Here is a 23,858-nt window from a genome sequence, read left to right as displayed (position 1 = left end):
CGGCCGGTCAGCGGGCCTGACGGCGCACGTACGGCCAAGGCTCGTTGCGCTCCGGCACCGACACGGTGCGTGCCTGCTTCAGCTGGGCGCGCAGATGCCGGCGGAGCTCGTCGAGCCCCGGGTCGTCCCACCTGTTGACCGCTTCGATCGGATCGACGGTCAGGTCGTAGAGCTCCCACTGATCGTCGAGCGGGTCGGTGCGGTACGCCGGTCCGCCCAGCCCATCGGCGGCGAGGTGCCGCACCCCGGGCTCGGTCCAGGTCGCCGGATCGTCGAAGGTGCGCACCAGCTTCCACAGGTGGCCGGCGCCGCCCGCGGCGGTGGCCTCCTCGACGCACACCACCAGACCCTCGAAGTTCGAGGCGACGTGGGCCGGAACCCGGATCCGCAAGGGCCCGGGCGGATTCGCGGTGAGGTTCAACTGCCGGGCCAGACCGGATGCGCCGGTGTCGCCGTCGAGTACGCTGTCCCGCGTCATCAGGTACACCGCGCGGTTCTCGTCGGCGGGCGCGCCGTCGACGACCGGCATCAGATCACGTCCCGGCAGCGGGTGGACTTCGGTGAACGATTCGGCGAGGCGGGCGGCCGCTGCGTCGACGTCGACCCCGGCCGCACCCAACAGGGTGGGGACCAGATCGACATGTGAGGTGGGCGCCGTCACGGTGCGCGCCTCGGTCGCACGATCACCGATCCTGGCGATGACGAACGGAACCCTGGTGGCCTCGTCGTAGAGGTTGAACCATTTCTGATGCAATCCGCCGTGGGCGCCGAGCAGCTCACCGTGGTCGGAGGTGCGCACCAGCACCGCGTTGTGCGATCCCGCGGTGACCGCACGCCGCACCCGGTCGATCGGACCGTCCACCTCGGCGTGCAACCGGTAATACAGGTCGCGGTAGCGCTGCGCATTGCGCTCATAGGTGCGTTGGACGAACCAGGCCGGTCCGTAACCGGAGTAGTACGCCTCACGGAACGCGATGTGCGCCGCCGGCTTGTCGGACAGGTCCTCGTCGGCGGTGGGAGCCGGGGGAACCGGTGGCGGATCGAGTGGACCGGGGGAGAGCGGGCTGCGCCGCGCCCAGGTCGGGAACAACACGATGTCGTGCGGGTTGACGAAGCTGGCCACCAACAGGAACGGGCGCAGCGCGTCGGGATCACCGGCGCGCCGGCGTTCGTAGCGGTCCCGCAGCCAGGCCACCACCCGGTCGGCGATCAGCGGATCGCGGCGCAGTCCACTGTTGGCCAGTCCGGCGCCGTGCGGTTCCGGGCCCACCCACCCGGAGAATCCGAACGGGTCGAGCGGATCGGCGTCGAGGTAGCGTTGCACCGCGGCCGGATCGACGACACCGTCGTCGTCGTTGGTCGCCAGCGGACGGCCGGTGCGCGGGTCGGTGAGGTCGGCATGCGAGATGTGCCACTTGCCGTCGTAGTGGGTGTCGTAACCGGCGGCGCGGAACCAGTGCCCCAGCGTCGGCACCTCGCCGCGGCGCAGCCAGCGCATCCGGGAGTCGTCGTGGCTCTTGCCCAGCCCGTCGGTCTGGGTGACTCCGTGCAGATCCGGGTAGTGCCCGGTGAAGATGGTCGGCCGACTGGGCACACAGGCCAGCGAACCGGTGTAGTGCCGGGTGAAGGTGACGCCGTGCTCGTCGAACCAGCGGCGGCCCGCGAGCGTCTGGTCACGCCAGGCGAGCAGATCGTCGGACTCGTACGGCGGGATCGCGCGTTCCTCGTCGGTCATCACGATGACGATGTCGGGACGCCCACCGGAATCAGGCCGGGACCGGTCAGACATGGCACTCCTCGGTGATTCGGTCCGCCAGATCGTCGAGCAGCACGGCGGATCGGCGGGCCGGCATCCGGGCCGCGAGCGCAGCGGCGGCCCGCCGCAGCACACCCGGTCCGGACTCGACGGTGGTGGTGAGAGTGACGACGGTGCCGCCGGCGGTGGGGGACAGGACCCACCGGTTGACGACGTTGCCCAGTTGCGGCGGCAGACCGCAGATCTGATAGCTCAGCGCCCGGGGCGGATCGAACTCGGTGATCCGTTCCACCAGCGTGGTCCGGCCGATCTGCACTCGCCGGGTGGTGCCGATGAGGTCGCCGTGCGGACCCGTGGTCAGCACACAGGAGTGGTCGACCAGGCGGGCCCAGGAACTGAGTGCGCCCACGTCGCCGAGCAGCTCCCAGATTCGCTCCGTTCCGGCCGGAATGGTTCGCGCCCGGCTGAATACCGCCACGTCCCGAATCCAACACCATGTTTGCCCGCGGCGTCCGGGGTTTCGGGGATGAACCGGGTTATGCGGCGCCCTCGGCCCACACGGGAGGACGGCCACCGGCGTGGTCCGGCGTCGCCGTCGCCGTCGCCTGGGACGGGGGCTCGGCCACCGGGCGGGGACCGACCAACAACCGGGCGACGTCCTCGAGGGACCGGTTGCACTCCCTCGACAGCCGGAGCAGCACCGTGAGTGCTGCCGCCGGATCCACCCCGAAGTGTTTCATCAGCTGCGCTTTGCTCGTTTCGATCGCGTCCTGCCCGCGAACAGATCCCTGCGCCCGGGCGCTGCCCGAGACCGGGGCGCGGCGCCGGCCGCGGCGGGCCGTCAGGACACGGCCGATGTGCTCGGCATAGGTCGCGGCGACCGCCTCCACCTCGTCATCGAAGGCGCCGGGCAGATCGGAGTAGAGGCTCAACGCCGCCCGGACCGTGCCGGCTGAGGCGATGGGATTCCGGATGGGATTCCGGATGGGATTTCCGACGGGGATCGCGATCACCGAGCGGATCGGTGTGCTGGCGGCGACCTTGTCCGCGAACAGCGGCCAGCGGGAATCGGCGCGCAGATCGTCGATCCGGTAGGAATCCTCGTCGAGCGCCGCATCGATGCCCGGTCCGGTCGAGAGCCGCCGCGCGATGTTGTCGACCACCAGCACGTGACCGTCGGTCGCGGCGATCGAGCGCACCACGTCGCCGTCCTCGACCACGGTGATCCCGGCGTGCTGGATCGACGGCCAGTCGCCGACCGCCGAGCGGGTCAGCTCGGTCAGGACCGCGCAGGTGTCCGCGCCGCTGGCGCGCGCCTTACGGATCAGCTTTTCTACAGTGGCGTTCAGCCCCATGGTCACGTCGCCGGAAACGACAGACATCTCACCTCCACGGTTCACCTTGCCCGGTGTGGGCACTGGCATCTCCTTACCCGGGGTGCCGGGAGGTGAAACGCGCGCGGAGACGGGGTCAGTCGGGCCCGGAAACCATCGGCCGGACGGACGCGGGGACCTCGGTCGCCGGCTGGTCGCCGGTCCGGCCCCACCCGCCGGGCAGCAGACACACCGAGACCGCGGAGATGACCGAGACGCCGATCAGGTACGCGACGATCGAGCCGCTGGACTCCGTGGCGGCGTACAGGGCCGCCGCGATGGTCGGTGCGAAGGCTGATCCCAGCACCTGGGACAGCGTGTAGCCGATCGACACCCCGCTGTAGCGCACGTCGGCGTCGAACGTCATGGCGAACAGGGCACCGGTCACCCCGGCCGCCGGCGCCATCGCAAGTCCGAACACGAGCACCAGGGCGACCAGGAACAGCGCCGGTCGCCCGGTGTCGATCAGTGCGAACGCGGGGCCGATCGACACACCCATCGCGATCACCCCGGCCAGGAACAGCGGTTTGCGCCCGAAAGTGTCAGACAGCGAGCCGAACAGCGGATACATCACCACGGCCAGCACCGCCGCCACCGAGACCCCGAACAGCGTCGCGGTCCGGTCGATCCCGGCGACCGACGTGCCGTAGGACACCAGGTAGGCGACACAGATGTAGGCGAACACACCCTGGGACAGGTACGCCCCGGCCACCAACAGGATCTGCCGCCGGTGCCGGCGGAACGCCTCCGCGATCGGCATCCGGTGGACCGCCGAACGTGCCTGCACCGCAGCGAAATCCGGGCTCTCGGTCAGCGTCAGCCGGACCGCCAGACCGATCCCGATCAGCACCGCGCTGAGCAGGAATGGCAGCCGCCATCCCCAGGACAGGAACTGTCCGTCCGGCAGTCGGGAGACGGCGAAGAAGGCCAGGGTGGCGGTCGCGGTGCCGGCCGGGGCGCCCATCTGCGGGAAAGCGCCGTAGAACCCCTTGCGGTCGGCCGAGGCGTGCTCGACCGCCATCAGTGTGGCGCCACCCCACTCGCCGCCCATGGCGAACCCCTGGGCCAGCCGCAGCAGGGTGAGCAGGGCCGGCGCGGCCATCCCGATCTGGGCGTAGGTGGGCAGCAGCCCGATCAACACGGTCGCAACGCCCATCCCGACAAGCGAATACACCAACATCCGTTTGCGGCCGAGTCGGTCACCGAAGTGGCCGAACACGATGCCGCCCAACGGGCGGGCGAAGAACCCCACCCCGAACGTGGCGAACGACAGCAGCACGCCGGACGCCGGGGAGGCGGTGGGGAAGAACAGCTTCGGGAAGACCAGCGCCGCCGCGGTGCCGTAGATCAGGAAGTCGTAGAACTCGACCGTGGTGCCGATGAAGCTGGCCACCGCGACGCGGCGCGGCGTCACCCGGGACGTCGGGGTGGCCGCCTCGGCGGACATGTTCGGGTGTGGTCGGGGTCAGTCGCTGGCGGGCAGCGGTTTGGCCTCTTTGAGCGACAGCGGCGTGTCGCCGATCGTCAGGGTGCCGGCGCCGGCCTTGGTGACCAGCACCTCGGCGCCGGTGTCGTCGACATACCGCTTGCCCATCTGGTTGCCGTCCGCCAGCGCCGGATCCAGCGTGTACTCACCGGATTTCGCGGCGTCCAACGGGATCATCGGCGCTCCACCGGCGCGCAGGTCGTCGAGGCTTTCGCTGGACCGGACGACGATCACCTGGGTGTCGCATACCTGGCTCTGCAGCCGAGTGCCGTTCTTGATCATGCGGGCTCCTTCGTTTGAAGTTCGTCGACAAGTTGACGGCGCAACACCTTGCCGAGCGCGTTGACGGGCAATTCGGTGCGGAAGACCACTTTGTCCGGGGTGCGCGAGCCGCGGAGGTGTTTGCGCACATGGGCGCGCAACTCCTCGGGGTCCGGGGTCTCGCCCTCGGCCGGCACCACGACCGCGACGAGGATCTGGCCCCACTGCGGATCCTCCGGCCCCACCACGACGGCCTCCCGGACCTGGGGATGTTCGACGAGCACATTCTCGATCTCGGCCGGCGCGATGTTCTCCCCGCCGCGGATGATGGTGTCGTCGGAACGGCCGCCGATGAACAGGTAGCCGTCCTCGTCGAGCATCGCGACATCCTTGGTGGGGAACCAGCCCTCGGCGTCGAGCACCGAGCCGATCTCGGCGTACCGGCCGGATACCTGCTCGCCGCGCACGAACAGTTCACCGGTCTCACCCGGACCCAGGACGGTGCCGTCCTCGGCGCGGATCTGCACCTCGACACCCGGCACCGGGCGGCCCACCGAGCCGAGTCGGCGCGCGACCGCCGGGTCGGTGGCCGCCAGCGCCTCCCGGTGATCCTCGGGACCCAGCACCGCGATCGTGGAACTGGTCTCGGTCAACCCGTAGGCGTTGACGAACCCGACGTTCGGCAGCAGTTCCAGCGCCGTGCGCACCAACGGCAGCGCCACCTTCGAGCCGCCGTAGGCCAGATTGCGCAGCGTCGGGAGATCGCCCCCGTCGGTCTGCAGCACGGTGACGATGCGGTCCAACATGGTCGGCACCACCGTCGCCGTGGTCACCTTCTCCTCGCGGACCAGCCGGACCCAGTCCCGTGCGTCGAAGTGCCGCAGGTAGACCATCTTCCGGCCGGCGTACAGATTGGACATGGCCGCTCCGACGCCGGCGATGTGATACGGCGGCACGCAGATCAGTGCGGCGTCCTCGGTTGCCGCCGAATCGAATTCGACGGTGCCGGTGACATAGCTGGTCAGATTGTTGTGGGTGAGCTCGACCGCCTTCGGCCGCGACGTCGTCCCGGAGGTGAACAACACCACCGCGACGTCGTCGGGATCGGCGAACTCGGCCGCGGGCTCGCCGGCGCGGGCGGCCGTGACGAACTCGTCGGAGGTCAGCACCTTCTCACCGGCGTCGCCGACGACCTCGCGGTATTCCGGATCGGTGATCACCAGCGGATCGGGCAGCCGGTCGATCAGCTCGCGCAGACCCTCGGCGGACAACCGGTAGTTCAGCGGGGTGACGGGAACGTTCGCCCGGGCCGATCCGAACAGCAGCAGTGGCAACAGATGGCCACCGGTGCCCACGTAGGCCACGTGACGGACCCCGGAGCCGGCGATCACGCCGGCGGCCCGGTCGGCCAGTTCGCTCAATTCGGCTGCGGTGAGCCGGGTCTGGTCCGAGACGACGGCGATGCGGTCGGGATTGCTGGAAGCTGCCATCTCCAGCAGCAGTGAGATGCTCATGATAGGTCAACGAAGATATCAATGATCGGGTCATCGCCCCCGCCGTAACGGGTCAAGTCGGTGATCCCGGCCGCGGTGAGGACATCGGCGTCGATGTAGCAGTTGCCGTTCACCTCGGCCGGCGGGCGGGACAGGATCTCGACGGCCGCATCGGCCATGATCTCCGGGCTGCGGGAGCGCTTCACCAGGTCCTGCCCGTCGGCGAGATTGGTCACCGCCGCGGTGGCGATATAGGTCTGCGGCCACAGACACGAGAAGCCGATGTGCGCGCCGCCGCGCTCGGCGGTGTACTCGTTGGCCCAGCCCAGCGACAGCAGCGTCATCCCGTACTTGGACAACGTGTAGGACGGATGTGCGCCGAGCCAGTGCGGGTTCATGTTCAGCGGCGGAGAGATGGTCAGCACGTGCCCGGCCGCCGATTTGCGCAGATGCGGCAGACAGGCTCTGGTGAGCAGGAAGGTGCCGCGGATGTTGATCTGCTGCATCAGATCGAACTTCTTCGCCGACAGCTGCTCGGTCGGTTCGGTGGCGATCGCGCTGGCGTTGTTGACGCAGATGTCCACCCCGCCGAAGTGCTCCACCGCGGTGTCCACCGCGCGTTGCACGTCCTCTTCCCTGCGGACATCGCCGACAACCGGGACGGCCTTGCCGCCCGCGGCCTCGATCTCGGCCACCGCGGTGTGTACGGTGCCGGCCAGTTTGGGGTGCGGTTCGGCGGTCTTGGCCAGGAGCACCACGTTCGCGCCCCGGCGGGCGGCGCCGACCGCGATGGCCAGCCCGATGCCCCTGCTGGCCCCGGAGATGACCATGGTCCGGTCGGTGAACGATGCGTCGGCGCTACTCACATTGCACTCCTAGGTCCGGGACCGATGGTATTGACGTTCTCATTTTCTGCAAGCGACATACTCGCATGTCGTCGTCCTCGGCGTCACCCCGGTCCACCTGACCGGATGCCGCGGGACCGGGTGGTCGCCGGGGGGCCGGTCGGCGCGGGGGCCGGACGTGGCCGTTTACGAACAACGGTATTGGCATTCTCATTTTTTGGAAGTACGTTATCGGGTGATGAGCGACCCAGTGCAGACCTCCTCCGGCATCCCGCTGCAGCCGGTGTACGGGCCCGACGATCGCCCACACGAGCCGCCACCGCCGGGCACCTATCCCTTCACCCGCGGCAACTTCGCGAGCGGCTACCGCGGCAAGCTGTGGACCTTCCGGCAGTACTCGGGCTTCGGCACGGCTGAGGAGTCCAACCGCCGCTACCGGTACCTGCTGGAGCAGGGCGGCACCGGCCTGTCGGTGGCGCTCGACCTGCCCACACAGTGTGGATACGACTCCGACGACCCCGAGTACGGCGAAGAAGTGGGGCGGGTCGGCGTGGCGGTAGACACCCTGGCCGACGCCGAGATCCTGTTCGACGGGATTCCGCTGGACAAGATCAGCACCAGCTTCACCATCAACGGCACCGCGGCCATCCTGCTGGCCTTCTATGTCGCCGCCGCGGAGAAGACCGGGGTGCCGCGTGCCAAGCTGACCGGCACCATCCAGAACGACATCCTCAAGGAGTACGCGTCGCGCGGCACCTGGATCTGGCCGCCGGAACCGTCGCTGCGGCTGATCGCCGACACCATCGAGTTCTGTGCGGAAGAGGTGCCGAAGTTCAACGCGATCTCGGTGGCGGGGGCGCACTTCCGCGACGCCGGCGCCAACGCCGTGCAGGAGATGGCCTTCACCCTGGCTGACGGGGTCACCTACTGCGACACCGTCATCGAGCGCGGCCGGATGACCATCGACCAGTTCGCACCGCAGATCTCGTTCTTCTTCTACACCCACGGCGACTTCTTCGAGGAGATCGCCAAGTACCGGGCCGGCCGCCGCCGCTGGGCGACGATCGTGCGGGAACGCTACGGCGCCGAGACCGACAAGGCCGCGATGTTCCGGTTCGGGTGTGTGTCCGGCGGCGCCTCGCTGTACGCACCGCAGGCGCAGAACAACCTGATCCGGGTGGCCTATGAGGCGCTGGCATCGGTGCTCGGCGGTGTGCAGTCGATGTTCACCGCCGCCTGGGACGAGCCGTTCGCGCTGCCCAGCGAGGAGTCGGCGACGATGGCGCTGCGCACCCAGCAGATCCTGGCGTACGAGACCGGGGTGGCCAAGGTGGCCGACCCGCTCGGCGGCTCGTACTTCGTCGAGGCGCTCACCGACGCCACCGAGGAGAAGATCATCGAGATCATGGCGGACCTCGAGGCGCACGGCGGCATGGTGCGCGCCATCGAGGACGGGTATCTGCAGGGCCTGATCGCCGATGAGGCGTACCGGGTCCACCGGGAGATCGAGTCCGGGGAGCGGCCTGTCGTCGGTGTCAACCGGTTCGTCTCCGACGAGCCGCCGCCGCAGATCTCGACCTACGAACTCGACGCGGAGGGTCGTGATCTGCAGCTGAAGCGGCTGACCAAGGTCAAGGCGGAGCGCGACGCCGGCGCGGTGCAGGCCGCGCTGGCCGAACTGTCGCGGGCGGCCGAGGGCACCGAGAATCTGATGCCCAAACTGATCGACTGTGCCAATGCCTACTGCACGGTGGGAGAGATGGTGACTGCACTGAAGAAGGTGTGGGGCGAGTTCCAACAACCGGTGGTGTTCTGAGTGGGCGCGCCGGACAGCCCGATCCGCGTTCTGGTGGCCAAGCCCGGTCTGGACGGCCACGATCGCGGCGCGAAGATCGTCGCCCGGACTCTGCGGGACGCCGGTTTCGAGGTGATCTACACCGGGATTCGGCAGCGGATCGAGGACATCGTCTCGATCGCGTTGCAGGAGGACGTCGCGCTGGTGGGGTTGTCCATCCTCTCCGGTGCCCACCTGGCCCTGACCAGGCGGACAGTGGAGGCGTTACGGGCCGCCGACGCCGGTGACATCGCGGTGGTCGTCGGTGGCACGATTCCGCAGCAGGACGTGCCGAAACTGCAGGAAGTGGGTGCGGCTGCGGTGTTTCCGACGGGTACGCCGCTGGACGTTCTGGTGACCGAGGTCCGGAAGCTGACCGGTGCTGCCGCGGACGTGTGACCGCCGTGGCCTGGTGTTCGCCGTGGATTTCGCCCGGCGCAATGGAATGTGAAGGTGAAAGGCTGATATGCGCGTCGGAGTGATGATCGGGGCCGAGCGCGGCGACATGGCCCGCAAGGTCCGCAAGTTCCTCGAGGACATCGAGTGGGCCGAGTCCGCCGGGTTCGACACCGCGTGGATGCCGCAGGTACCCAACGATTTCGACGCACTGACCATGGTGGCGTTGATGGCCACCCGGACCGACCGGATCGAGCTGGGTACCGCGGTGGTTCCGCTGCAGGCGCAGCATCCGATCGCGCTGGCCCGCCAGGCGCTGTCGGTCCATGCCGGCAGCGGCGGCCGGCTGGCGCTGGGGGTCGGCCCGTCGCACCACTGGATCATCCGCGACATGCTGGGCATTCCGTACGAGCGTCCGGCCGCCTACACCCGGGACTACCTGGAGGTGCTCAACGCCGCGATCGCCGGCCCGGGTCCGGTCGACGTGGAGAACGACAGCTTCACCGTGCACAACCCGACGGTGCTCGGCACCGACGACACGCCGATGCCGGTGCTGGTGGCCGCGCTCGGACCGGTGATGCTGCAGATCGCCGGTGAACTGGCCGACGGCACGGTGCTGTGGATGGCCGACGAACGCGCGATCGGCGAACACATCGCACCGCGGATCACCAAGGCCGCCGACAACGCGGGCCGGCCGGCGCCGCGCATCATCGCCGGTATCCCGGTGTGCCTGTGCGCGAATTCCGAGATCGAGGTCGCCAAGGAGCGGGCGAACCGCATCCTGGGCGAGGCCGAGGTGTCGCCGAACTATCAGCGGTTGCTGGAACGCGGCGACGCCCGCGACGTCGGCGATCTGTGCGCGGCGGGGGATGAGGAGGCGATCATGGCCCGGTTCCGCCGGTTCGCCGACGCCGGCGTGACCGACCTGTCGGTGCGGCTGTTGCCGATCGGGGAGACCCGCGACGAGCTGGTCGCCTCGAAGTACCGCACCCGTGAAGTGATCGCGCAGCTCGCCGCCGATCTGCGATGAGCGCTTGCGCGAAGAGCCGAGTACCACGATGAGCGCTTGCGCGAAGAGCCGAGTACCACGATGAGCGCTTGCGCGAAGAGCCGAGTACCACGATGACGAATTCGACTGCGCCACTGGCGGGTATCCGCATCCTGGAGGTCGGCACCATGCTGGCCGGACCGTACGCCACCATGATGCTGGCCGACCTCGGGGCCGAGGTCATCAAGATCGAACCTCCCGACGGGGAGATCTCCCGGCAGGTCGGTGACAGCTACTTCGCCAGCCTCAACCGCAACAAGCGCAGCGTGTGTCTGGACCTCACCTCCGCTGAAGGTCAGGCCGAACTCGGTGCGCTGGTCGCCCAATCGCATGCGCTGCTGGTCAACATGAAGCCCTCGGTGATCCGCCGGCTGGGGCTGACCTACGAGGCGCTGCGCCGTCACAATGAGCGCATCGTCTGTGTGGCGCTCACCGGGTACGGGCTGGACGGCGGCGACGATCCGGCGTTCGACTACGTGATCCAGGCCGCCACCGGGATCGCCGCGCTGACCGGGGATCCCGACGGACCACCCACCCTGCCCGGCTACTCGTCGGCGGACAACTCCACCGGGCTCACCGCGGCGCTGGGCCTGTTGGCCATGATCGTGTCCGGCCGCGGCGGTCAGGTCGATGTGTCGCTGCGCGACGTGATGCTTTCCCAGTTGAACTACCGCGCCTCGGCATGGCTCAACGACGGGGTCGAGCCGCGTCGGCTGCCCTACGGGGCCCATTCGTATTACGTTCCCGCACAGCTGTTTCCCACTGCCGACGGTTATCTGGCACTGTTCATCACCCATGACGGGTTCTGGCGTACGTTCGCGGCCGAGGCCGGTATCGACGGATTCCCCACCATGGCCGAGCGGGCCGCCCGCCGCAGCGAGGTGCTCGACGTCGTCACCGGAGCGCTGGCGGCCGACACCGCCCTGGGGTGGGAGAAACGGCTGCGGCCACTCGGTATCCCGGCCGCCGCGGTGCGCACGCTGCCCGAGGCGTTGGCCGACACCCCGGAGGCGGTCGTCACCGCCGGCGAATTCCGGTTGGTGCGCAGTCCGATCCAGGTGACCGGGTACGAACCGGACTATCTACCACCGCCCGCCCTGGACCGGCGGGCGACCCGTCAGTCGTCGTAACAGACCGTCACCGACGGTGTATCGGGAATCGCTTGACAGGTGAGCACGTATCCCTCGGCAACCTCGTCCTCTTCGAGGGCGTCGTTGACGCGCATGGTGGCGCTGCCCGCGGTGAGTCTGGCCATGCAGGTGCCGCAGTTTCCGGCTTCGCAGGAGAACGGCGGTGCCAGCCCGGCCCGCCGGGCACTCTCCAGCAGGGTTTCGTCGGACATCCGGGGTACCGAGGCCGTCTGGCCGTTGCAAACGATCGTCACCTCACCGCCGGCGTCGTCGGCGGGCGGCGGCAACGGTTCTGCCGTCATGCGGGCCCCTCCAAAATGTCGGTTCTGTTGCTAGGAGAATACTATTCTCCTGAAATGATAGTGTGTTCTCAAACCGCGGGTGCAGAAGGGCGACCGGGAGGATCAGGCGACGGTGTTCGGTGAGGACGTCGATGGCTGACCGGGTCGCGCTCACCTTCGAGGACCGCGCCTACAGCGCCGCCGAGCTGGACGCGTTGACCGGCGGAACGGCCGCCGCGCTGGCGGCGCGCGGGGTGTGCCCGGGGTCGCGGGTGGCCATCATGTCGTCCAACCGGCCGGAGTTCGTCGTCGCGCTGCGGGCGATCTGGTCGCTGGGCGCTGCGGCGGTGCTGCTCAGCCCGGCATGGAAACGCGCCGAGGTCGACCATGCGCTGGCTCTGACCACGCCGTCGCACGCCGTCGGCGACCATCCGGTGCTCGCCGACCTGATGCCGATGCTGCACCTCGACGAACCGGTGACGGCAGACCCGGACGGAGCGGGCCGGCCGGTGCCGCCGGAGGACGCCGACGCGCTGTTCGTGTTCAGTTCGGGCACCACGGGCATGCCGAAGGCGGTGCGTCACACCCACGGGGCGTTGCGCACCGCGGTGCGGCACTGGCGGGACGCGCTGGGCCTCACCGCGGCGGACCGCATGCAGATCATGACGCCGCCGTCGCACATCCTCGGCCTGCTCAACATCGTGATGGCCCTCGACACCGGGACCTGGATCCGGTTGCACCGCCGGTTCGACATCGACCGGATGCTGCATCACATCCAGGCGGACCGGATCACCATCGAGATGGCCGTCGCCCCGATCGCGCTGGCGCTGGCCGGCCACCCGGGTCTGGAGTCCTACGACCTGTCGTCGCTGCGCTACATCATGTGGTGCGCGACGCCGGTGACCCAGAGCGTCGCCGATGCGGTCACCGCCCGCACCGGGGTGGGCTGGATCGCCGCCTACGGCACCACCGAACTGCCGGTGATCGCCTGCAATCCGTTGCAGGGCGGCCGCCTCGACACCGTGGGTCGGCCCGTCCCCGGGGTGCAGGTGCGGATCGTGTCGCTGGACACCGGCGCCCCGGTCGGTCCCGGCGAGGAAGGCGAGGTGCAGGCCCGGTCGGCATCGGTGATGGCCGGCTACCTGCCCGATCAACCCGGCGCCTTCGTCGAAGGCTGGTACCGCACCGGCGACGTCGGCTACCTCGACACCGACGGCTGGCTGCGGCTCACCGACCGGGCCAAGGACATGGTCAAGGTGCGGGGTTTCCAGGTGGCCCCGGCCGAGGTCGAGGCGGTGCTGCACGAACACCCCGCGGTCGACGACTGCGCGGTGTTCGGGGTGCCGTCACCCGACGGCGAGGCGTTGGTCGCCGCGGTCACCCGGCGCGGCGAGGTGTCCGCCGACGAACTGCTCGCCCTGGTCGGCGAGCGGCTGGCGTCGTACAAGCGGCCGAGCCGGGTGGTGTTCGTCCCCGAGATACCCCGGCTGCCGTCCGGGAAGGTATTGCGCCGAGTGCTGAAGGAGCGGCATGGATGTCCGTCTGACGGCTGAGCAGCAACAGCTGCGGGAAGCCGCGGCCAGACTGGCCGATGAACTGGGGCCGGGTTCGGTCCACGAACTGGACGACGAGGGCCGGATCGCCCGGCTGGAGAAAACCGTCGAGTCGACCGGATGGCGGGTGCTGCGGTCCGACGGCGCCTCCGGGGTGGAGGTCGCGATCGTCGCCGAGGAGTTCGCCCGTGGGCTGGTCGACGTCCCGTTCATCGGCCCGGTGCTCAACGACGAGGTCCGCCGCATCGTGGGCCGGGAACCGGCCGCCCCGGTGGCCGGACCCGAATCGATCGGTGTCGACGTGGATCTCACCGGCAGCAAGGCCGGTGTGATCGAGGCCCCGGCGGAACTGGCCGAGGCCGCCGCCGAGGACCGGCAGCGGTGGTACGCACTCGCCCTGGCGGTGACCTCGGCCGACATTCTGGGCGCCGCGCGCGGCGCGCACGCGCTGGCGGTGGACTACGCCAAGGTGCGGGAACAGTACGGCGCGCCGATCGGCTCCTATCAGGCGGTCGCGCACATGTTGGCCGAGGGGCTGGCGCTGATCGAGGGGTCGATCAGCGTGCTGCGCCACGCCGCGTGGGCGGTCGACGAACTACCCGCCGACGAGGCGGTGCGGGCCGGGCGCTACGCCAAGATCTACTGCGCCCGCGCCGCCCGCACCGTCTGCGAGACGGCGATCCAGGTGCACGGCGGAATCGGCAACACCTGGGAGTGCCTGGCGCATGTGTTCCTGCGCCGCGTGCTGACATCCACCGATCTGTGGCCCGTCAAGCTGGAGGACATCGACCTTGGATTTTCGTGATTCACCCGACGAAGCGGCGTTCCGCCAACGGTTGCGGAACTGGTTGGCCGACAACGCCGCCGCCTTCACCGCGTCCGGGGACGACTACTGGGCCAAACAGGGCGAGTGGCATCAGGCGCTGTATCAGGCCGGCTTCTTCGGCACCTCATGGCCGAAGGAGTACGGCGGGCAGGACCTGCCGCCGGTGTACGACGTCATCGTCGACGAGGAGCTGGCCCGGGCGGGTGCACCGCCGCGGCCCAGCCTGGGCTATCTGGTCGTCGGCCTCGGTCACCACGGCAGCGAGGAACTGCAACAGCGCTTCCTGCCGGGGATGATCAACGGCACCGAGCGCTGGTGCCAGGGCTTCTCCGAGCCCGGAGCGGGTTCCGACCTGGCGTCGCTGACCACCACCGCGACCCGCGAGGGTGACCACTGGGTCATCAACGGCCACAAGATCTGGACCAGTTACTCCGACGTGGCCGACTGGTGTCTGGTGCTGGCCCGCACCGACAAGAACGTCCCCAAGCACAAGGGCATCTCGGCGTTCATCGTCGACATGCACCAACCCGGGGTCCAGCAGCGGCCGCTGAAGATGATCAACGGTGTCACCACCGAATTCGGACAGGTGACGTTCGACGGTGCGGTCGCGCCGGCGGACCAGATGGTCGGTGAACCCGGCGAGGGCTGGAAGCTGGCCATGACCGTGGTGAGCCACGAACGCGAACCGTCCACCCTGGGCTACTCGGCGCGGTACGGAAAGCTGGTGCGGCAGATGGCGGACCGGGTCGAGGGCCGTCCACCGGAGGAACTGGTGTGGGCGGCGGTGGAGGCCGAGATGCTGCGCCTGCATGTGCGCCGCCGGCTCTCCGAACAACTCGACGGCATCCAGCACGGTCCGCAGGGATCGCTGGACAAGTTGCTGATGACCTGGACCGAGCAGTCGGTGGGGCATGCGGCGCTGGCCGTCAGCGGGACCCGGGACCCCGAAATGCTGGCCGCCTACCTCTACAGCCGGGCGCAGAGCGTGATGGGCGGCACCTCGCAGATCCAGAAGAACATCATCGCCGGCCGAATCCTGGGGCTGACAATGCGATGAGCGCTTGCGCGAAGAGCGGAGGACACCGAATGTATGACATGCCACCGGAAATCGACGTCCGAGCCGACGGTGATATCCGGATCATCACGCTGAACCGGCCCGATGCGCTCAACGCCGTCAACGACCCGCTGCACGAGGGTCTGGCGAAGCTGTGGGACCGGCTCAGCGAGGACTATGACGCCCGCGCGGCGGTCCTCACCGGCGCCGGCCGGGCCTTCTCCGCCGGCGGGGATTACGCCTACCTCGCCGAACTCGGTGAGGATCCGCGATTGCGGGCCAAGACGTTGCAGCACGGCCGGGAGATCGTGCTCGGCATGACCCGGTGCCGGGTTCCGGTGGTGGCCGCGGTGAACGGGCCGGCCGTCGGATTGGGTTGCAGCCTGGTGGCATTGAGCGACATCGTCTACATCGCCCCGGACGCCTATCTGGCCGACCCGCATGTCCAGGTCGGGCTGGTGGCCGCCGACGGCGGACCGATCACCTGGCCGCTGCACATCAGCCTGCTGTTGGCCAAGGAGTACGCGCTGACCGGGGCCCGGATCCCGGCGCAGCGCGCGGTGGAGTTGGGGCTGGCCAATCATCTGTCGGAGGATCCGGTCGCCGATGCGGTCGCGGCGGCCCGGAAGATGAGCAGGATGCCCCGGCAGGCGCTCGAGGCGACCAAGCGGCTGCTGAACATCCACATGGAGAGGGCCGTGATGGCCACCCTGGACTACGGCAACACCGCCGAAGCCCAGTCCTTCGAGACCGAGGACTTCCGCAACATCGTCGCCGGCCTCAACGCCCGCAGGAACTGACTGCGATTTCGGCGTGCGTACGGTCGGTGAGCGACCGTACGCACGCCGAAATCCCTCGGAATGCTCACTTGGGCGGGAAGCGCAGCGCCCCGTCGAGGCGGATGATCTCGCCGTTGAGGTAGTCGTTCTCGATGATGCTCTGGGCGAGCTGGGCGTATTCGGTGGACCGGCCCATCCGCTTGGGGAACGGCACCTGCGGACCCCAGTACGCCTCGAGTTGATCGGCGTGCTGACCGTAGGCCGGGGTGTTGATGGTGCCCGGCGCGATGGTGACGACGCGGATGCCCAGCGGGGACAGGTCGCGAGCGGCGTTGAGCGTCATCCCGATCACCCCGCCCTTGGCGGCGGCGTAGGGGAGCTGCCCGATCTGACCCTCATACCCCGCGATCGAGGCGGTGTTGACGATGACGCCGCGGCCGCCCTCCTCGAGCGGTTCGGTGCGGCCGATCGCCGCGGCGGTCAGCCGCATGATGTTGAACACCGCGGTCAGGTAGTACTTGATCGTCGTCTCGAACGCCTCCAGGCCGAGCGGGGAGCCGTCCTTGCCGACCAGCCGCCCGCCGCCGGCCGGACCGCCGTGGGTGTCCACCGAGATGCGAAGCGGGCCCAGGGATTCGGCTTCGGCGATGGCCGCCAGCACGTCCTGCTCGGAGGTGGCGTCGGTGCGGACGTACCGCACACCCAGCTCCTTCTCGAGCTCGCCGCCCCGTTCGTCGGCGAGGTCGGCCACGACCACTTTCGCACCGGCGGCGTGCAGGCGGCGCACCGTGGCTTCACCGAGCCCCCCGGCGCCACCGACGACGAGGGCCGCGCTTCCGGCGATCTGCATGTGGTTTCCCCTTCGTGCAACCGATACTCTCGACACGAGAGAATATCATTCTCACTCGGTTCGGAGAGGGAGTACATCCATGCCTGAAGCGGTCATCGTCTCCGCGTTGCGCACCCCGATCGGCACCGCCGGGAAGGGCACCCTGCGGGACACCGACGGCTACCGACTCGCCGAGCATGTGGTGGGAGCGGCGGTGGCGGACCTCGGCGACGTGCCGGGCCCGATCGACGACGTCATCCTCGGCGAGGGGCTCTACGGCGGCGGTGTCATCGCCCGGCACGCGGCGATCACGGCCGGGCTGACCGCGGTGCCGGGGCTGGCGATCAACCGGCACTGCGCGGCCGGGCAGGGGGCGGTGCAGACCGCCGCGGCCGGGGTGCGCGCCGGAATGGATCACCTCGTCATCGCCGGCGGGGTGAACTCGGCGTCCACCTCGCCCCGGTTCGTCCGCCGACAGGGTGGAGGCCCGAGCGGCGGGGGCCACGAGGGCGACTGGGTGCCGTGGTTTCCGCCCACCCATCCGGACCGCGCCGACGCCCCGAACATGGACATGTCGATCACCGTCGGCTGGAACGCCGCGGTGCAGGCCGGGGTGAGCCGGCAGGAGATGGACGAATGGGCGCTGGGATCGCACCGCAAGGCGATCGCGGCCATCGACGAGGGCCGGTTCAAGAACGAGATCGTGCCGATCGATACCCCACACGGCCTGTTCGACACCGACGAGCATCCGCGCCGCGACACCACCCTGGAGAAACTGGCCGCACTCAAGCCGCTGCACCCCGAGATCGAGGGGTTCTCGATCACCGCGGGAAACGCGTGCGGCGCCAACGACGGTGCGGCGGTCCTGACGATCGCCAGCGATCGGCTCGGCCTGCCGGTGCTGGCCGTCATCAAGTCGTGGACGTCGGTCGGGGTCGATCCGGCGGCCACCGGGCTGGCCCCGGTCGAGGCCATACCGAAAGCGCTGGCGAAGGCCCGGATGTCACTGGCCGATGTGGACCTGTTCGAGATCAACGAGGCGTTCGCGTCGATGTGCGTGGCGACCGTCAAACTGCTCGACCTGGATCCGGACCGGGTCAATCCCAACGGCAGCGGTTGCTCGCTCGGCCACCCGGTGGCGGCGACCGGTGCGCGCATGCTGGTGACCCTGGTACACGAATTGCGCAGGCGCGGGGGAGGTGTCGGTGTGGCCGCGATGTGTGCGGGCGGCGGAATGGGCTCGGCGACGGTGATCGAGGTGCCCGCTCCGTAAGCTGCGCAGTGATGAACATCCACGAGCTCGTCACGGCGGCGCGCAGCGGGTCGATCCGCGCCGCCGGACGGTTGCTGAGCCTGGTGGAGGGGCCGCGTCGGGACGAGGTGCTCGCCGCGCTGGGCGAGACGGCGCCACCCCGGGTCATCGGGATCACCGGACCGCCCGGGGCGGGCAAGTCGACGACGGTGGGGGCCCTGGTGGGGGCCTACCGGGAGCGGGGCCGGCGGGTCGCGGTGCTGGCCGTCGATCCGTCCTCGCCCTACAGCGGCGGGGCGTTGCTCGGCGACCGGATCCGGATGGCCGCCCACATCAACGATCCGGACGTGTTGATCCGGTCGGTCGCCACCCGCGGACATCTCGGCGGCCTGGCCGCGGCGGTGCCTGCCGCCATCAGACTGCTGGCGGCACTGGATTTCGACCTGGTCGTGCTGGAGAGCGTCGGGGTGGGTCAGTCCGAGATCGAGATCGCCGCGATCGCCGATCCGACCGTGGTGATTGTCAACCCCGGCGCGGGTGACGCGGTGCAGGCGGCCAAGGCCGGCCTGCTCGAGGTCGCCGATCTGGTGGTGGTGAACAAGGCCGACCGGGACGGGGCCGATCAGACCGCGCGGGACCTGCGGATGGAGACCCACCTGCCGGTGCTCAAACTCGTTGCGGTGCAAGGGGAAGGGCTGCCCGAGCTGATCGCCGCCATCGACGGTCACCCGCGTGCCGACACCGACACCGCCGACCGGCGCCGCGCTCGTGCCCGCACCCAGATCCTCTCGCTGGCCCAGACGCAGCTGCGCAACCACCCCGACCTGGATCGCCTGGCCGAACAGGTGGCCGACGGCCGCCGGGATCCGTATTCCGCTGCCGCACAGCTGTTCACGCGGCCGGACTGACCGCGCGTCTGATCGGTCGACCGCCCGCAGGTGGGCGGCCCGCCGGCGCCACCGGGGCTCGGATCGGCCGTCCGCGGGTGGCTGCCGGTGCCGAGAACCGAGGGGCGTCGCTTCGCGGATGAATCGAGGCCCCGCGGTGCCCTGAGTTCGTCTCCACCTCTCGTCGTCGTGGGTCATCGACCTCGCCATCGCTATTGAAAGTGAAAATCATTTCCATTAACGTGGCCGCCGCACCGATCCACGACTGGCGAGGGAGGCCGGCCGATGCCCGCTCCGATAGGGCCCGCTCCGATATGGATGGCGCTGCCGCCCGAGGTTCATTCGACGCTGCTGCGCACCGGCCCCGGCCCGGGTGCGCTGTCCGCTGCGGCCGATGCCTGGCGCATGTTGAGCGACGAGTATCGGGCCGCGGCCGTCGAGTTGGCCGCCGTGGTGAGCCAGACCTGCGCCACGGCGTGGGAGGGCGTCGGCGCAGACGCGTATGCCGCGGCGCACGGGCCCTATCTGTTCTGGCTCACCGACACCGCGGCGGCCGCCGCCGCGGCCGGTGCCCAGCTCGAGGCCGCCGCCGCGGCCCACGCCTCGGCCCTGGCGGCCATGCCGACCATGGCCGAACTGACCGCGAACCGGACCACCCACGCGGCCCTGGTCGCCACCAACTTCTTCGGCGTCAACACGATTCCGATCGCGGTGAACGAGGCCGACTACGCCCGGATGTGGATCCAGGCCGCCACCACCATGGCGACCTACGAGGCCGTCGCCTCTGCGGCGGTGAGCGCGACACCGCGCACCGTCGCCCCGCCGCCGATCCTGGGTGCGGGAACGGGTGAATCCGCGACCGCGGCGATCACCGGGGCGCACGTCACCGCCGAACTCAGGGCCGCGGAGTCGCGGACCCTGCTCGACGAGATCAACGAATTGATCGATCGGCTGTTCGCGCCGCTGTTCCCGCCGGGTTTCGCCGACGCGCTGCCCGACGGGCTCCTGGGCACCCTGCTCGCACCGCTGCTGCCGGGCGCCACCGGCGACGGCCCGCCGATGGCCACCATCATGAGCTTTCTGCTGATGGGCCTCTCCAACCCCGCCTACCTGTTTCCCGTCCTCGTCTACCTCCTGTTCACCGGTGTCGTCCACACGACCGTCGCGGTCTCGGGGATGCTGGCCCAGCTGGTGCCGCTGATGCCCGCGTTGCTCCCGGTGGCCGTCGCCGCGTTGGGCGGTCTCGCCGGCGTGTGGGCGGGCCTGAGCGGTTTGGCGGGGCTGGCCGGCCTGACCGCGGTTCCCGCAGCCGACGGCGGCGCGTCGGCCGCCCCGGTACCGGCCGGGGGACCGTCGCTGCCCTCCGGCTCGAGCGCGCCACCTGCGCCGACCGGGTCGGCGGCGCCGACCACCGGGACGGCTCCGGGCGGTGCGGGTTCCCCGCCTCCCGCCGGTCATTCCGTGCCGCCCGCTCCGCATTCCGCACCGCCGGTCGGCACATCCGGACCTCCGTATCTGATCGCCGCGCAGCCCGCTCCCGGCGTCGCACGCCGAAGCGCGGGAGCGAGGAGGGCGGCCTCGATTGTGGAGCCGGCCGGAAGCGCAGCAGCGGCGGCGGCCGCACGCGAATCGGCGCCGATCCGGCGGCGACGCGGACAGAAGGACGGTCTTCACGGCCACCGCCACGAACATCAGCAGCCGGCGTCGATGTCGGCGGCCACGGCCCCGTCCGCTGCGGGTATCCGGGTGCTGGGCGGCGCCGGTCGAATCAGCCGCACCCGGGGATCCGTCCCGCACGCCGAGATCACACCGGGCGACCCGACAGAACCGTCGTCACCCACCGACCGGGCCCACCGGCCGGCCGAGCCGAACTGAGCCCGCGCATGGACCGAAAGGAACTGCACAGCACCGTGAACGAAACGACAGACCACCTCGACGCCCCGCAGGCGACATGCGTCATCGCCGGGGGCGGACCGGCCGGGATGGTGCTCGGGTTGTTACTCGCGCGCGCCGGGATCGCGGTGACCGTGATGGAGAAGCATGCCGATTTCCTGCGCGACTTCCGCGGCGACACCGTGCACCGAAGCACCCGCAGGCTGATGTCGGATCTCGGGTTGTCCGAGCAGTTGGAACCGTTCCTGCACCCGCTCGACACCGTCGACGGCGTGCGCACCGGCCGGCCGTTCGTCGGGGTGGTGCCGCAATGGGACTTTCTGGAGACGCTGGCGGACGCGGCCGCACGCGAGCCGTCCTTCCGGCTGTTGCGCGGTACCGAGGTGGTCGGCCCGATCCGGGACCGAGGGGCCGTCACCGGGGTCCGGTACCGCGGGCCCGACGGTGCGATCCGGGAGATGCCCGCCGCCTTGACGGTTGCCTGTGACGGACGCTGGTCGGCGTTGCGCAGCGCGCTGGATCTGCGGCTGCGCACCTTCGATGTCCCGATGGACGTGTGGTGGTTCCGGTTGCCCCGCTGTCCCGACGACCCCGCCGAACTCTCCGGGGTCTCCCACATCGGGCACCGGTGTGCGATGGTCGACCGGGGTGACTACTACCAGATCGGCTATCTGATCCCCAAAGGCCGCGATGCCGAACTGCGGGCACGAGGCATCGAGGCGCTGCGTCGCGACGTGGCGGAACTGGTTCCCGCCCTGGCCGGCCGGGTCGCCGAGCTCGAATCCCTTGACGACGTCAAACTGCTTGATGTGCGACTGAATCGGCTGCGCCGATGGTTCAGCGACGGCATCCTGTTCATCGGCGACGCGGCGCACGCGATGTCGCCGGCCGGCGGGATCGGGGTGAACCTCGCGATCGCCGACGCCGTGGCGGCTGCCCGGATCATCGCGGGCCCCCTGCGCGAGGGCACGTTGTCCACCCGGCACCTGGCCCGGGTACAGGTTCGGCGAGCGCTCCCCACCGTCCTCACCCAGACGGTGCAGCAGCTCATGCACCGGCGGCTCCGGGAGCTCCTGGCGGCCCCGGCCGCCGACGCTGCGCCGCGCCCGGGGCGGCTGATGTCGCGGATCGGCCGAAGTGCGCTGCCGCGCAAGCTCGCCGGGTTCGTCCTCACCGGAGGGCCGTTCTCGGAACGCACGCCGGACTTCGCCCGCCGGCCGGCGGCGTCGCGTACACCCGCCGCGGATCAGTCGACCGATCCGCCGGTGGCGGCGTGGTGACCGGCCCGGAAGCCGAAAACCAGGGCCGGGCCCAGGGTTCCACCGGCGCCACCATAGGCCTTACCGGTGACGCCGGCCATCGCGTTGCCGGCGGCGTAGAGCCCGACGATCGGTGCGCCGCTGACATGGAGCACCCGGCCGTCCCGGTCGGTGCGCGGACCGCCCTTGGTGCCCATCGCGCCGATGCGCACCGGCACCGCGAAGTACGGCGCGGCGTCGAGCGGGCCCAGGGTCCGGGCGGCCGGGGTGGGGGCGCCGGTGTCGCCCCAGTAGCCGTCGTAGGCGCTGGAGCCACGGCCGAAATCTGGGTCCACACCATCGGCGACGTTCTTGTTCCAGGCGTCCACGGTGCGCTGCAGACCGTCCGGGTCGATCCCGGTCCTGGTGGCCAGTTCGGCCAGATCGTCGGAGGCGTTGAACCAGTCCGGCACCGGTTCGCCGGGGGCGACCCCGAGGAATCCGTAGCGTTCGAGGTGTCCGGCGTCGAACACGATCCACGCCGGGTCGTTCACGTAGCCGTCGCGGGGATCGAGGTACTGGAACGCGCCGGCCATCGAGTTGTACTCACCGGCCTCGTTGACGAACCGCCGCCCGAAGCGGTTGACGATGATGCTGCGCGGGCGGGTGCGCTCCAGCCGCACCGAGCGGCTGCGCGGCTGCCCGCCGAAGGTGTCGCCCGGGATCTGCACGATCGGCACCCACCAGGCCTCACCCATGTTGGCCAGATCCGCGCCGTGCGCCATCGCCATGCGCAGACCGTCCCCGGTGTTGTTCGGTGGCGACACCGCGCCGCGCATCGGGCCGCGCAGATACGCCTCCACCAGCCGGCTGTCCCATTCGAAGCCGCCGGTGGCGAGCACCACGCCGCGGCGGGCGCCGACCAGCATCTCCTGGTCGACCCCGCTGTCGCCCCGGCTGATCCGCACGCCGCGAATCCGTCCGGCGTCGCCGATCAACTCCAGCGCCCGGGCGTTGGTGTGTGGTGCCACACCGGCCCGCAGCAGGGCGTCCAACAGTCCGGCGATCAGCGCGGTGCCGGCGACGCAGTAGTCCCCGTCGGTGTCCTCGACCGCGGCGTGGATGCGGGCCCGTGTCTCGGCGTCGATACCGACATTGCTGAAATCGGGTGGGAACGACGTGATCTTCTCCCGCCAGCCGCCCAGCCGGCCCAGGTCGTAGGGCGCGGCGTGCAGCGAACGCCCGCCCCCGGGGCGGCCGCCGGGCAGTTCGGGCTTGTAGTCGGGAAACCCTTCGGCCACCTCGAATCTCAGCTCGCTGTGCCGCTCGACGAAGTCGAGCATCTGGGGTCCGGTGCGGACGAAGGTCTCCACCAGGTCGTCGTCCATGTATCCCAGTGACTGCGCCCGCAGATACGCCATCGCATCCTCGACCGTCAGCTCGTCGGAGGCGCGGTCGTGTGCCGGGATCCAGGCGATCCCGCCGGACACCGCGGTGGTGCCACCGACGGTCGGGGCCTTCTCGAACACCTCCACTGCCGCGCCGTCGACCACCGCGGTCAGTGCGGCGGTCAGCCCGGCGCCGCCGGTGCCCAGCACGATGACATCGGTCTCCCGGTCCCACTCGGTCACCAGAGCATCCTTT

General features: G+C 70.0%; 22 protein-coding genes. 12 read left to right on the top strand and 10 right to left on the bottom strand.

From position 1 onward, the window contains the following. Window positions 1–7: 7 nt before the first annotated feature. The 7 genes from CKW28_RS15540 to CKW28_RS15510 all read right to left on the bottom strand — a co-directional run bounded on the left by CKW28_RS15540 (window position 8) and on the right by CKW28_RS15510 (window position 7,235). Complete coding sequence (locus tag CKW28_RS15540) at window positions 8–1,789, bottom strand: sulfatase-like hydrolase/transferase (protein ID WP_040547111.1); 1,782 nt, start codon at window positions 1,787–1,789, stop codon at window positions 8–10. After that, the gene (locus CKW28_RS15535; RefSeq protein ID WP_003926092.1) at window positions 1,782–2,234 is read right to left on the bottom strand and encodes an SRPBCC family protein; all 453 of its coding nucleotides are present in this window, start codon (window positions 2,232–2,234) and stop codon (window positions 1,782–1,784) included. The genes CKW28_RS15540 and CKW28_RS15535 overlap by 8 nt, the downstream gene beginning before the upstream one ends. 58 nt (window positions 2,235–2,292) lie before the next feature. Then, window positions 2,293–3,138 (bottom strand): GAF and ANTAR domain-containing protein, encoded by an 846-nt coding sequence (locus CKW28_RS15530; protein ID WP_131588048.1) that lies wholly within the window; start codon window positions 3,136–3,138, stop codon window positions 2,293–2,295. Between the two features lie 88 nt (window positions 3,139–3,226). Further along, a complete protein-coding gene (locus tag CKW28_RS15525; protein WP_003926094.1) occupies window positions 3,227–4,576 on the bottom strand; it encodes an MFS transporter in 1,350 nt (449 codons plus the stop codon). Window positions 4,577–4,594: 18 nt separating this feature from the next. Beyond that, window positions 4,595–4,897, bottom strand: a complete 303-nt coding sequence (locus tag CKW28_RS15520) for a hypothetical protein (RefSeq protein WP_003926095.1) — start codon at window positions 4,895–4,897, stop codon at window positions 4,595–4,597. Continuing rightward, the gene (locus tag CKW28_RS15515) at window positions 4,894–6,390 is read right to left on the bottom strand and encodes a class I adenylate-forming enzyme family protein (protein ID WP_003926096.1); all 1,497 of its coding nucleotides are present in this window, start codon (window positions 6,388–6,390) and stop codon (window positions 4,894–4,896) included. Before CKW28_RS15515 ends, CKW28_RS15520 begins: the two co-directional genes overlap by 4 nt. After that, complete coding sequence (locus CKW28_RS15510; protein ID WP_003926097.1) at window positions 6,387–7,235, bottom strand: SDR family oxidoreductase; 849 nt, start codon at window positions 7,233–7,235, stop codon at window positions 6,387–6,389. Before CKW28_RS15510 ends, CKW28_RS15515 begins: the two co-directional genes overlap by 4 nt. Before the next feature lie 217 nt (window positions 7,236–7,452). Between CKW28_RS15510 and CKW28_RS15505 the strand changes: the two genes are divergently transcribed. The 4 genes from CKW28_RS15505 (at window position 7,453) to CKW28_RS15490 (ending at window position 11,622) form a co-directional block, all read left to right on the top strand. Next, the gene (locus tag CKW28_RS15505) at window positions 7,453–9,030 is read left to right on the top strand and encodes a methylmalonyl-CoA mutase family protein (RefSeq protein ID WP_040547115.1); all 1,578 of its coding nucleotides are present in this window, start codon (window positions 7,453–7,455) and stop codon (window positions 9,028–9,030) included. Further along, complete coding sequence (locus CKW28_RS15500; protein ID WP_003926099.1) at window positions 9,031–9,447, top strand: cobalamin B12-binding domain-containing protein; 417 nt, start codon at window positions 9,031–9,033, stop codon at window positions 9,445–9,447. A 67-nt stretch (window positions 9,448–9,514) separates the two neighbouring features. After that, window positions 9,515–10,474 (top strand): LLM class F420-dependent oxidoreductase, encoded by a 960-nt coding sequence (locus CKW28_RS15495; RefSeq protein ID WP_003926100.1) that lies wholly within the window; start codon window positions 9,515–9,517, stop codon window positions 10,472–10,474. Between the two features lie 92 nt (window positions 10,475–10,566). Then, window positions 10,567–11,622 carry a CaiB/BaiF CoA transferase family protein gene (locus tag CKW28_RS15490; protein WP_003926101.1) on the top strand — a complete coding sequence of 352 codons (1,056 nt, stop codon included), beginning with the start codon at window positions 10,567–10,569 and terminating at the stop codon, window positions 11,620–11,622. Here the strand turns inward: CKW28_RS15490 and CKW28_RS15485 are convergent. After that, window positions 11,610–11,924: a 2Fe-2S iron-sulfur cluster-binding protein gene (locus CKW28_RS15485; RefSeq protein ID WP_003926102.1), complete on the bottom strand. Its 315-nt coding sequence runs from the start codon at window positions 11,922–11,924 to the stop codon at window positions 11,610–11,612. The genes CKW28_RS15490 and CKW28_RS15485 overlap by 13 nt on opposite strands. A 131-nt stretch (window positions 11,925–12,055) precedes the next feature. On the opposite strand from CKW28_RS15485, the gene CKW28_RS15480 reads away from it, so the two are divergent. From CKW28_RS15480 to CKW28_RS15465, 4 genes are read left to right on the top strand one after another with little or no spacing between them, the layout of a single operon-like run. Beyond that, window positions 12,056–13,456: a class I adenylate-forming enzyme family protein gene (locus CKW28_RS15480; protein WP_003926103.1), complete on the top strand. Its 1,401-nt coding sequence runs from the start codon at window positions 12,056–12,058 to the stop codon at window positions 13,454–13,456. Next, window positions 13,434–14,261 carry an acyl-CoA dehydrogenase family protein gene (locus CKW28_RS15475; RefSeq protein ID WP_040547595.1) on the top strand — a complete coding sequence of 276 codons (828 nt, stop codon included), beginning with the start codon at window positions 13,434–13,436 and terminating at the stop codon, window positions 14,259–14,261. The genes CKW28_RS15480 and CKW28_RS15475 overlap by 23 nt, the downstream gene beginning before the upstream one ends. Then, on the top strand, window positions 14,248–15,339 hold the full coding sequence (locus tag CKW28_RS15470; RefSeq protein ID WP_003926105.1) for an acyl-CoA dehydrogenase family protein: 1,092 nt from the start codon (window positions 14,248–14,250) through the stop codon (window positions 15,337–15,339). The genes CKW28_RS15475 and CKW28_RS15470 overlap by 14 nt, the downstream gene beginning before the upstream one ends. A 29-nt stretch (window positions 15,340–15,368) precedes the next feature. Beyond that, complete coding sequence (locus CKW28_RS15465) at window positions 15,369–16,136, top strand: enoyl-CoA hydratase/isomerase family protein (protein ID WP_003926106.1); 768 nt, start codon at window positions 15,369–15,371, stop codon at window positions 16,134–16,136. Window positions 16,137–16,200: 64 nt separating this feature from the next. On the opposite strand, the gene CKW28_RS15460 is transcribed toward CKW28_RS15465, so the two are convergent. Next, the gene (locus CKW28_RS15460; protein WP_003926107.1) at window positions 16,201–16,965 is read right to left on the bottom strand and encodes an SDR family NAD(P)-dependent oxidoreductase; all 765 of its coding nucleotides are present in this window, start codon (window positions 16,963–16,965) and stop codon (window positions 16,201–16,203) included. A 79-nt stretch (window positions 16,966–17,044) separates the two neighbouring features. On the opposite strand from CKW28_RS15460, the gene CKW28_RS15455 reads away from it, so the two are divergent. The 4 genes from CKW28_RS15455 (at window position 17,045) to CKW28_RS15440 (ending at window position 22,256) form a co-directional block, all read left to right on the top strand. Continuing rightward, on the top strand, window positions 17,045–18,217 hold the full coding sequence (locus CKW28_RS15455; RefSeq protein ID WP_003926108.1) for a thiolase family protein: 1,173 nt from the start codon (window positions 17,045–17,047) through the stop codon (window positions 18,215–18,217). Window positions 18,218–18,228: 11 nt separating this feature from the next. Further along, window positions 18,229–19,104: a methylmalonyl Co-A mutase-associated GTPase MeaB gene (gene meaB, locus CKW28_RS15450; protein WP_003926109.1), complete on the top strand. Its 876-nt coding sequence runs from the start codon at window positions 18,229–18,231 to the stop codon at window positions 19,102–19,104. 264 nt (window positions 19,105–19,368) lie between these two features. Beyond that, window positions 19,369–20,958, top strand: coding sequence for a PPE family protein (locus tag CKW28_RS15445; protein ID WP_081475520.1), 1,590 nt, complete (start codon window positions 19,369–19,371; stop codon window positions 20,956–20,958). A gap of 8 nt (window positions 20,959–20,966) precedes the next feature. Beyond that, complete coding sequence (locus tag CKW28_RS15440; protein ID WP_003926111.1) at window positions 20,967–22,256, top strand: FAD-dependent oxidoreductase; 1,290 nt, start codon at window positions 20,967–20,969, stop codon at window positions 22,254–22,256. Here CKW28_RS15440 and CKW28_RS15435 read toward each other — a convergent pair. Beyond that, complete coding sequence (locus CKW28_RS15435) at window positions 22,223–23,845, bottom strand: FAD-dependent oxidoreductase (RefSeq protein WP_003926112.1); 1,623 nt, start codon at window positions 23,843–23,845, stop codon at window positions 22,223–22,225. The genes CKW28_RS15440 and CKW28_RS15435 overlap by 34 nt on opposite strands. Between the last annotated feature and the right edge of the window lie 13 nt (window positions 23,846–23,858).

It is taken from the genome of Mycolicibacterium thermoresistibile, from assembly GCF_900187065.1.
In the GTDB taxonomy this organism is placed as follows: Bacteria; Actinomycetota; Actinomycetes; order Mycobacteriales; family Mycobacteriaceae; genus Mycobacterium; species Mycobacterium thermoresistibile.
This window is presented reverse-complemented; position numbering and strand designations above follow the sequence as displayed.